Annotated in this window: 8 protein-coding genes; 5 read left to right on the forward strand and 3 right to left on the reverse strand. The window is 70.8% G+C overall.

Annotated elements, in window-relative coordinates; genetic code table 11:
- Nucleotides 1-126: 126 nt before the first annotated feature.
- Complete coding sequence (locus tag ACWCRB_RS36440; RefSeq protein ID WP_451000152.1) at nt 127-1,569, reverse strand: hypothetical protein; 1,443 nt, start codon at nt 1,567-1,569, stop codon at nt 127-129.
- Between the two features lie 315 nt (nt 1,570-1,884).
- Between ACWCRB_RS36440 and ACWCRB_RS36445 the strand changes: the two genes are divergently transcribed.
- The 5 genes from ACWCRB_RS36445 (at nt 1,885) to ACWCRB_RS36465 (ending at nt 5,665) form a co-directional block, all read left to right on the forward strand.
- Nucleotides 1,885-2,706, forward strand: coding sequence for a helix-turn-helix domain-containing protein (locus ACWCRB_RS36445; protein WP_451000146.1), 822 nt, complete (start codon nt 1,885-1,887; stop codon nt 2,704-2,706).
- Between the two features lie 3 nt (nt 2,707-2,709).
- The gene (locus tag ACWCRB_RS36450) at nt 2,710-2,955 is read left to right on the forward strand and encodes a DUF397 domain-containing protein (RefSeq protein WP_389356625.1); all 246 of its coding nucleotides are present in this window, start codon (nt 2,710-2,712) and stop codon (nt 2,953-2,955) included.
- Nucleotides 2,956-3,213: 258 nt separating this feature from the next.
- Nucleotides 3,214-3,753 carry a hypothetical protein gene (locus tag ACWCRB_RS36455; RefSeq protein WP_451000147.1) on the forward strand — a complete coding sequence of 180 codons (540 nt, stop codon included), beginning with the start codon at nt 3,214-3,216 and terminating at the stop codon, nt 3,751-3,753.
- 33 nt (nt 3,754-3,786) lie between these two features.
- A complete protein-coding gene (locus tag ACWCRB_RS36460) occupies nt 3,787-4,596 on the forward strand; it encodes an SAM-dependent methyltransferase (RefSeq protein WP_451000148.1) in 810 nt (269 codons plus the stop codon).
- Nucleotides 4,597-4,729: 133 nt separating this feature from the next.
- The gene (locus tag ACWCRB_RS36465; protein WP_451000149.1) at nt 4,730-5,665 is read left to right on the forward strand and encodes an alpha/beta hydrolase fold domain-containing protein; all 936 of its coding nucleotides are present in this window, start codon (nt 4,730-4,732) and stop codon (nt 5,663-5,665) included.
- Between the two features lie 52 nt (nt 5,666-5,717).
- Here ACWCRB_RS36465 and ACWCRB_RS36470 read toward each other — a convergent pair whose 3' ends face one another.
- Together ACWCRB_RS36470 and ACWCRB_RS36475 are read right to left on the reverse strand one after the other, a co-directional pair.
- Nucleotides 5,718-6,626 (reverse strand): RNA polymerase sigma-70 factor, encoded by a 909-nt coding sequence (locus ACWCRB_RS36470; RefSeq protein WP_451000150.1) that lies wholly within the window; start codon nt 6,624-6,626, stop codon nt 5,718-5,720.
- Nucleotides 6,627-6,727: 101 nt separating this feature from the next.
- Nucleotides 6,728-7,927 carry an NAD(P)/FAD-dependent oxidoreductase gene (locus tag ACWCRB_RS36475; RefSeq protein WP_451000151.1) on the reverse strand — a complete coding sequence of 400 codons (1,200 nt, stop codon included), beginning with the start codon at nt 7,925-7,927 and terminating at the stop codon, nt 6,728-6,730.
- Between the last annotated feature and the right edge of the window lie 151 nt (nt 7,928-8,078).

An 8,078-nucleotide genomic window follows, 5' to 3' on the forward strand; every position in this document is an offset into this window, starting at 1 on the left:
TGGGCCGGTGGGGGCTGGTCGCGCAGTTCCCCGCGCCCCTTAAGGGCGCGTCCGCATCCGGAGTCGGCAGGCACCCGGTGCCGATGACCGGTGGCCCCAGTGTCCGTGTCCATCGCAAGGGCTCCGTTATGCCACCGCGCCCAGCACAGCCCGCGATCTGCGGTCGAACTCCTGCACCATCGGCTCTCCCCGGTGTGGGGCCAGGCGGCCTCGGAAGTCGCGTAGGGCCTGGATCGAGCGTTCGCTGTGGACGCCGCTCAGGGCGTCGAGTGCATCTGTGGCCGTGCTCAACGCCTCGTCGAGGCGGTGTTGTTGGAGGTGGGCCGTGGCCAGTACCGAGCGGCTGATGGCCTGGCGTCGGCGGCGGTCGGCGTGGGCGATTACCGACTGCTTCGCGGTGTTCTCCGCCTGGGCCGCCCAGCCCAGGTCCCGGAAGCAGACAGCCGACTCCGCCTCCAGGTAGTGGTGGTCCAGGAAGCGCACCCAGGGTGACTCCTGGGCGCTGCCCCGGCTCGCGGCCAGTTGCTGCTCGGCCGCGTGCAGGGCGTCGGAGGTCTCGCGGGCGCGGCCGAGCGCCGCGTGTCCCCTGGCGGACATGGCGTACAGGCGCATCAGGCCTAGCGGGCTGCCCGAATCCCTTGCCGTGGCGAGACCCGCCCGCGCCAGGCACACGCCCTCGTCGGGGCGGCCGAGGCTGGTCGCCAGGTGGGAAAGGCCGGCCAGGATCTGCCCGCCGAGCACCCGGTCTCGCCCCTCGGCGCAGAGCCGCAGCCCCTGGGTCATGTAGCGCTGGGCGAGCCCGTACTCCCCCGCGTCGTACGAACTCCAGCCCGCCATCGCCGCGAGGCGGGCCGCGGCGGCGAACAGCTCGCGGAGCCGGCCCGGGGCGAGACCGCGCTGTTGGAGCATGGGGATGATCTCGGTGGACAGGTAGTGCACGATGCTGGTGCGGACCCCGCCGCCCCCGTAGTGGTTGTCCATCTCGTCGAACATGCCGATCATCGCGTGGACCTGTTCCACGGGACCGGCGGCGCCGGGAGGCGCGACGGCCACCGACGCGAGGCGCACGGCGTCCCCGTCAGCCGTCCCCTCGTTCTCCAGCAGCCAGAGCAGCCACTCCCGTTGAGGGTTCGTCAGGGCTCCCGCGACGAACGGGACCGTGCCGAGGAGGGTGCGCCGGGAGATGTCGGTGGAGCCGAGTTCCGCCAGGGTGTGCAGGGTTTCCGCCACGTCGTCGCCGTACACAAGTGCCCTGCCCACGACGGGGCGTTGCTGGTCGGGCACGAAGCCGAGGTCCGCCGGGGAGAGCGGGCGGGCCAGCCGCTCGCTCAGCACCGCGGCGATCAACTCGGGTGTGCCGCCCCGGGGCTGCTGGCCCTGGAGCCAGCGGGTGACCGACGCCTTGTCGTAGTTGGTGTCCACGCCCTGCCGGCGGCCCAGTTCGTTGACGCGGTGCGCGAGTGAGGAGTACGAGCAGCCGGCGTCCTTGAGCGCGGTCGCCAGTGTCTTGTTGGCTCCGCCCGCGCCCTTGCCCGGGCTTCTCGGTTGTCCGTTCGTCACGGCGGCCATCCAGGTCTCGCAGTCTCGCATCACGTCGGTGTGGGGCTTCGTCCCTGTCCGGAACTGCCGGGTCGTCAACTTCCCGGCGGGCGGACGAGATTCGATGTCCGGTGACGCCGACGCACGGTGTGCGCCAGGTCACTCGATCACTATGGTGACCGACAGGCACAGCTCGCAACCTTCGTTCTGATAATTTCAGAATGAAGCGCAAAGGCCTGTCGGTGTCAACCGAAGACGTGGCACACTGCCCGCTGTGACGGCGGTCCCCGGAGGTCCCACGTGAGCGAGAACCGCTCAGGCGGAAGTGCCCCCACGGTCCTTCGGATGGTCCTCGGAAAGCGTCTGAGGCATCTGCGGGAGCAGGCGGGTGTGTCGTTCGAGGACGCCGCACGGGCGATCGAGGTCACGCCGTTGACGGTCCGCCGGATGGAGAAGGCCGAGGTCGGCCTCCGCATCCCCTACGTGAAGGAGCTGCTGCGCACCTACGGGGTCCTGGCCAAGGAGGTCGACGACTTCCTCAAGCTGGCCAGGGAGGCCAACAAGCCCGGCTGGTGGTACACGTACCGCGATGTGCTGCCGGACTGGTTCAGCGCCTACGTGAGCCTGGAGAGCGAAGCCACCGTCATCCGGCTCTACGAACCCCACTACGTCCCCGGCCTGTTGCAGACCCACGACTATGCCGCCGCGCTGCTGCGCATCGGCTTTCCCAACGAGAGTCCCGAGGACATCCGGCGCCGGGTCGACCTGCGGCTGAGGCGCCAGGATCTGCTCGACAAGCCCGAGGCGCCCGCCGTCTGGGCCGTACTGGACGAGACCGTGCTGCGCCGGCCCGTGGGCGGGGCCGAGGTGATGCGGGCTCAGATCGACCACCTCATCGAGGTGTTGGCGTACCCGAAGGTCCGTATCCAGATCATGCGCTTCGCCGTGGGCCCGCACCCGGGGGCCTTCGGTCCCTTCCACTACTTCCGCTTCGGCTTCTCCGAACTGCCCGACGTCGTCTACACGGAGAGCCTCGCCGGCGCGCAGTACTTCGACCAGCCCGCCGACGTCGTGACGTACCTGGAGGTACTGGACCGGATGTCCGTTCAGGCGGAGCCGGTCGCTCGGACCAGGGAGACCCTGGCAGCACTGCGTAAGGAGTTGTGAACCATGGCAACCAACGGCCCCATCCACAGCGGGATGCCCGCGTCCGAACTCGGCTCCGAGGGCTGGCACAAGCCCTGGAGCGGCACCAACGGCGGAAGCTGCGTCGAGGCCAAGCGACTGCCCGACGGCAGTGTCGCGTTCCGGCAGTCCAAGGACCCGGACGGGCCCGCGCTGGTCTACTCCCGGGACGAGATGGTGTCGTTCCTGGAGGGCGCCAAGTCCGGCCAGGCCGACTTCCTCATCGCCTGACCGCCTGACCCACCGGCGCACTCCGCCGGCGTACGGCGCACCACCACACCCGCACAACCGGACAACCCGCACGAGCACTCCCGCCGTGCGGAGGTCCCGTACACACTGAGGGAGTTGACGCACCACCTCACGCATCACTGCGAAGACCGAAGGGAGCGGCATGCGTACGCCGCCTCGCGTCCCGGGTCGAGTCATGCCGCCCGGACGTGCCGGCCTCCCCTGCCGGGCCGCTCCCCGACGGGCCGGGACGACCCCGCGATGAACCTTCCGCAGACCACCGCGGAAGCCGTCGCCCGGTACCGCACCCTGGTCGTCGAGGGCCACGAGGGCATCCGCCGGACCCCGGTGTTCGCCGAACTGGCCCGCGCCGGTTTCGTGTTACGGCGGCCGCCGGGCGGTCTGCACCACCTCGACCCGACGCTGCCGTACCGCGAACTGCTGTCCGCGCCCGGCCGGCTCGTCATCGACGGCGGCATCATCAGGGAACTCGTGTACGGGCCGCTGCGGCACGGACGTTCCCGGGTGACCTGGATCCAGGCGCTCGACCACGCCGAAGCGGTCGCGGAACGCGACGGCGCCATGCTCCATCTCGTCGGCGGGCAGCACGGCGACGACGATTCGGAGACCGTGGCCGCGACCCTCGCGTACGCCCGGGTCTTCCGCACGCTCGCCCAGCACGTTCCCGTCGTGACGATCGACGCCGCCGAGCTGCCCGCCGAACCGGGTCGCCGCATCCGTGCACCCGCGTCCCGCCAGTCCCAACTCCGGCAACAGGCACGGCAGTTGACGGTAGGTTAGCGAAGTCCGCGTGAGGCGAATCAGGAGACCCCGATGACAGACGGCCGGCCCACCCCCGACCAGGAAGCACTGTCCAAGATCGACACCACGGTGCCGCACTCCGCCCGCATCTGGAACTACTGGATGGGCGGCAAGGACAACTACGAGGTCGACCGCCAGGCGGGCGACGAGTACCGCGAGATCGCCCCCAACATCGAGACGATGGCCCGGGCTTCCCGCGTGTACCTGATCCGCGCGGTCACCTTCGTGGCCCGCGAGTGCGGTATCCGCCAGTTCCTCGACATCGGCACCGGCCTGCCGACGTACGACAACACGCACCAGGTGGCCCAGAAGGTGGCCCCCGAGTCGCGCATCGTCTACGTCGACAACGACCCGCTCGTCCTGCGGCACGCCCAGGCCCTGCTCACCAGCACCCCCGAGGGCACCACGGACTACGTGGACTCGGATCTGCGCGAGCCCGAGAAGATCATCGAGGCGGCGGGCAGGTTCCTGGACTTCGACAAGCCGGTGGCGCTGATGCTGATGGGCATCCTCGGCCACATCCAGGACTGGGAGGAGGCCAAGTCGATCGCACACCGACTCCAGGCCGCCCTGCCTCCGGGCAGCTATTTCGTGCACTACGACAGCACGGACACCGACGAGGAACTCAAGCGAGCCCAGGACGGGTACGACGACACGGGTGCCGTGCCCTACGTCCTGCGCAGCCCCGACAAGCTCGCCGCGCTCTACGAGGGTCTGGAGCTGCTGGAGCCGGGCATCGTCTCCTGCCCGCTGTGGCGCCCGGAGCCCGGCACCTCGCCGGAGCCGACGGATGTGTACGGGGGGATCGCGTACAAGGCGTAGGCGCTGTCCGGCGGACGACGCCCGGGCGAGTTCCCGGTCGACCGGGCGGCTTCCGCTGTACCGAACGGTCGTGTTTAATGTCAGCCTGTCGATCGACAGGATTCCTGGCAATAGCCCGACCGATCGGAACCGCATGTCCCTCCTGGCCCGGCCTGCGGTGGCCTCCCTCATCGCCAAGACGATGCAACGTCTCGTCATGCTGGCGGACCGACGGACCAGCGGGCGGGGCTCCGCCGCCGCGGCCCACGCCCGCCTTCCCGAATTCCCGCGCGACACCAGCGAGTTGACGGTCCCTTCGTCGGTCGCCCCCGCCCGGGTCACGGTCTACCGGCCCGTGACCGAGGACCCGGCCCCGCCGGTCCACGTCAACTTCCACGGCGGCGGCTTCGTCATGGCCGTCACGGAGACGGACGACGCCTTCTGCCGTGCCGTCGCCGCGCTGGCGGGCGTGGTGGTCGTCAACGTCGACTACGTCGTCGCTCCGCAGCATCCGTTCCCGGCCCCGCCCCGGCAGTCGTACGAGGTGGTCCGCTGGATCGCCGAGCACGGCGCCGAGCACGGCTGGGACGGCACCCGGCTCACCGTCGGCGGGCAGAGCGCGGGCGGCGGTCTCGCGGCGGCCGTGGCGCGCCAGGCCCTTGAGGAGGGCGGTCCCTCGATCACGCTCCAGGTCCTGCACTACGCGCCGCTCGACCTCGCGACGCCCGCGAAGGACAAGCGGGCGGCGATCGCCAAGCCGGTGCTGCGCCCGTGGATGGGCGAGGTGTTCGACAGCGCGTACGTCCCGGACCCGCGCGAGCGCGCCGACCGGCTGGTCTCCCCCGCCCACCCGAAGGAGACCGCGGACCTCAAGGGCATCGCCCCGGCCCTGATCGTCACGGCCGCGCACGACCGCCTCCACGCGGAGAACGTCCGCTACGCCGAGCGCCTGCGGCAGGTGGGCTCGCTGGTCGAGCACCATGACGTGGCGGGGGTCGACCACGGCTACGACCTCAACGACGACGAGAAGGCCCGGGAGATCTACGCCTTCATCGCCCGGCACGTACGGCAGGCCACGGCCGGCGACTGACGCCCCCGCCGACGGCCCGCCGTGATCCAACGGCGTTCACGGACATAGGTGTTCATCGCAAGGTGAGCGGGGTCTCCGTCTCGGCGTGGGTCAGTTTCTCGGGGTTGCGGACGTAGTAGAGGCCGGTGACGTGCGCGTTCTCGATGTGCATCGCCATGATCCCGTCGAGTTCGCCGTCCAGGTGTACGGCGAGTGCCGTGCTGCCGTTGACGACGGTCGGGGCGATGGTGACCGGGCTCGTGTTCTTGCCGAGCGCGCCGACCAGGAAGCGGGCGACCTTCTCGGCGCCGGTGATCGGGCGTAGCGCGGCCTGTTTGATGCCGCCGCCGTCGTTGACCATGACGACGTCCGGGGCGAGTACGTCGAGGAGCGTCTGCGGGTCCCCGGTCTCCAGTACGCGCTGGAACGATGCCAGGACGGCCCGGCTCTCGTCGGGCGAGACCGTCTGGCGGGGGCGCCGGGCGTCGACGTGGCGGCGGGCGCGGTGGGCGATCTGGCGGACGGTCGCGGGGGTCTTGTCGACGGCGGCGGCGATCTCGTCGTAGCCGGTGTCGAAGACCTCACGCAGGACGAAGACGGCGCGTTCGGTCGGGGAGAGGGTTTCGAGGACGAGCATCAGGGCCATGGAGATGCTCTCGGCGAGTTCGACGTCCTCGGCGACGTCCGGCGCGGTCAGCAGCGGTTCGGGCAGCCACTGGCCCACGTAGGCCTCCTTGCGGCGGTTCATGGTGCGCAGCCGGTTGAGGGCCTGGCGGGTGGTGATCCGGACCAGGTAGGCGCGCTGGTCGCGGACCTGGGCGAGGTCGACCTTGACCCAGCGCAGCCAGGTCTCCTGGAGGACGTCCTCCGCGTCGGCCGCCGAGCCGAGCATCTCGTAGGCGACGGTGAAGAGCAGGTTGCGGTGGGCGACGAACGTCTCGGTCGCCGGGTCGGTCTCATCGGTGCTCGGGCGTACGTCCACGACATGGTCCTCTTCGTCTTCGTCGACAGTTGACAGCCGTTCCTCGACAGGGAGACGTTGCCCGGCGCTCCGAATGTGACACGCCGGGCTCCGGCTCCCGCTCAGGCTGCCCGCTCGGCGGTGGTCCGCTTCTGGCCGAGTTCGCTCTGGAGCAGTTCGCGGCGCTTGGCATCCTTGGTCCACCAGGTGCGCGCGCCGGGCTTGCGGGCCTCGTACGACAGCTGCCAGGGGATGCCCTTGCAGATGAGTTCCTTGACCTTGGCGCCCGACCGGCCGCCGACGTAGTACTTCCTCGCGGTGTCGTCCTTGGTCATGAGCTGGAAGATGCCGGCGCGGCGCCCCAGGCTGATGCAGGTGCCGACGAAACCCACCTCGACGGACGCCGGCTGCTCTCCCGCGATCCGGCTCAGCACCGTCTCGGCGGCCTGCGGGCCCAGCTGGACCGCGGCCTGGCAGCTCATCCGGAACGGCAGGTCCGAGGGGGCCGCCGAGTCCCCGGCCGCGACGATGCGGGTGTCGTCCACGCTCGTCAGCGTCTCGTCCGTGAGCAGGCGGCCCAGGGCGTCGGTGCGCAGTCCGCTGCGGGCGGCGAGGTCCGGCACGCCGAAACCGGCGGTCCAGATCGTCACCGCGCTCGGCAGCTCGCGGCCACCGGCGAGCCGTACGGCGTCACGGGTCACCGCCGTGACCTTCGTGTCGGGGCCGTCGAGCACGGTCACCCCGAGGGCGGTGAGCCGCTTGGCCACCGAGCGCCGTCCTCGCGGGTGCAGGGACGGGCCGAGCGGGCCGCCGCAGACGAGAGTCACGGCGCGGCCCTGCTCCGCCAGCTCGGCGGCGGTCTCGATACCGGTCGGCCCGCCGCCGACGACGGTCACCGGTGCCGTGACGGCCTCGGCGTCGAGGACCGGCCGCAGCCGCTGCGCCTCCTCCAGGCCGGCGATCGGGTAGGCGAACTCGGCGGCACCGGGCACGCTCGGGGCGGCGCTGCCGCTGCCGACCGCGTAGACGAGGTGGTCGTATCCGACCGTCCCGCCGCTCACGAGCGTCACCACGCGCCCGGCCGCGTCGATCCGTGCCGCGCTGTCCACCACCAGGCGAACCCTCTCGGCGAGGACCTTCCGGTAGTCGACGACCGCCTCGCCGGTGCCGCCGACGAGTTGGTGGAGGCGGATGCGGTCGACGAAGGTGGGGCGGGGGTTGATCAGGGTGACGGTGATGTCGGTGCGCTGGGTGAGCCTGTTGGCGGCCATGACGCCCGCGTAGCCGCCGCCGATCACGACCACATCAATGTTCTCGCTCATGGTGTCTCCTCCGTTTGGCCGGGGCCCCTGGGGTGGGGTTCGGTCTCAAGACACCGGTCGGTCGGGAGCTGTGACAGGTACGGCCAGAATTTTTTCGCCCCCGCCGCCCCTACCCGTCCCATCCCGTTCCTGGGGGCTGCGCCCCCAGACC

The sequence above is a fragment of the Streptomyces sp. NPDC002156 genome, assembly GCF_053593675.1.

What these genes read in the sequence shown, in the direction of transcription:
- ACWCRB_RS36465 (WP_451000149.1), top strand. Translation starts at nt 4,730, where the DNA reads ATGTCCCTCCTGGCCCGGCCTGCGGTGGCCTCCCTCATCGCCAAGACG.
- ACWCRB_RS36460 (WP_451000148.1), top strand. Translation starts at nt 3,787, where the DNA reads ATGACAGACGGCCGGCCCACCCCCGACCAGGAAGCACTGTCCAAGATC.
- ACWCRB_RS36440 (WP_451000152.1), bottom strand. Translation starts at nt 1,569, where the DNA reads ATGGCCGCCGTGACGAACGGACAACCGAGAAGCCCGGGCAAGGGCGCG.
- ACWCRB_RS36455 (WP_451000147.1), top strand. Translation starts at nt 3,214, where the DNA reads ATGAACCTTCCGCAGACCACCGCGGAAGCCGTCGCCCGGTACCGCACC.
- ACWCRB_RS36445 (WP_451000146.1), top strand. Translation starts at nt 1,885, where the DNA reads ATGGTCCTCGGAAAGCGTCTGAGGCATCTGCGGGAGCAGGCGGGTGTG.
- ACWCRB_RS36450 (WP_389356625.1), top strand. Translation starts at nt 2,710, where the DNA reads ATGGCAACCAACGGCCCCATCCACAGCGGGATGCCCGCGTCCGAACTC.
- ACWCRB_RS36475 (WP_451000151.1), bottom strand. Translation starts at nt 7,927, where the DNA reads ATGAGCGAGAACATTGATGTGGTCGTGATCGGCGGCGGCTACGCGGGC.